Origin of the sequence: Solirhodobacter olei (assembly GCF_004010155.1) — a bacterium.
GTDB classification, from domain to species: Bacteria; Pseudomonadota; Alphaproteobacteria; order Rhodobacterales; family Rhodobacteraceae; genus Solirhodobacter; species Solirhodobacter olei.
Genome location: NZ_RRYH01000091.1, coordinates 1 through 729, shown reverse-complemented (window position 1 = coordinate 729; position 729 = coordinate 1). Strand labels below are relative to the sequence as shown.

General features: G+C 69.5%; 1 protein-coding gene. It reads left to right on the top strand.

Annotation, left to right across the window (positions count from 1 at the left end; genetic code table 11):
* A partial coding sequence (locus EIP85_RS22605; RefSeq protein WP_241560157.1) for a thiamine pyrophosphate-dependent enzyme occupies nt 1-729 on the top strand: 729 nt, incomplete at both ends.

Genomic DNA, 729 nt, shown 5'->3' with positions numbered 1-729 from the left:
GGCGCCGGTGATCGTCTCCGGCGGCGGCACGCTCTATTCGGGGGCGGAGGACACGCTGGCCCGCTTCGCCGAGGCCCATAACATCCCCTTCGTGGAAACACAGGCCGGCAAGGGCGGGTTGAGCTTCGAGGACGCCCGCAACTTCGGCTCGCCCGGCGTCACCGGCTCGCAATCGGCCAACGAACTCTGCGCCAGGGCCGACCTCATCATCGGCGTCGGAACGCGGTTTCAGGATTTCACCACCGGGTCGTGGACGGTCTTCGCCAACCCCGCCCGGCGGCTCGTCTCGATCAACCTCGCTGGCTATGACGCGCTCAAGCACGGCGCGACCGGGGTTCTCGGCGATGCCAGGGTCTCGCTCGAACGGCTTTCGGCCGCGCTCGGCCCCCACCGCGCCCCCGCGTTCGACGCCAGGTCCCGCAGCGACTGGCACGCGACCGTCGCCTCCGTCACCGCCGCGCCTGGCGAGGGCAACGCCCTGCCCACCGATGCGCAGGTGATCGGCGCCGTCCAGCGCACCGCGACCGAGACCACGCTCGCCATGTGCGCCGCCGGCACCATGCCGGGCGCGTTGCAGGTGCTCTGGCAGGCCGCGAAGGGCGGCTATCACATGGAATACGGATATTCCTGCATGGGCTACGAGATCGCAGGCGCCATGGGCATCAAGCTCGCCCAGCCGGAGAAGGACGTGATCTGCTTCGTCGGCGACGGCAGCTACATGATGGCGAA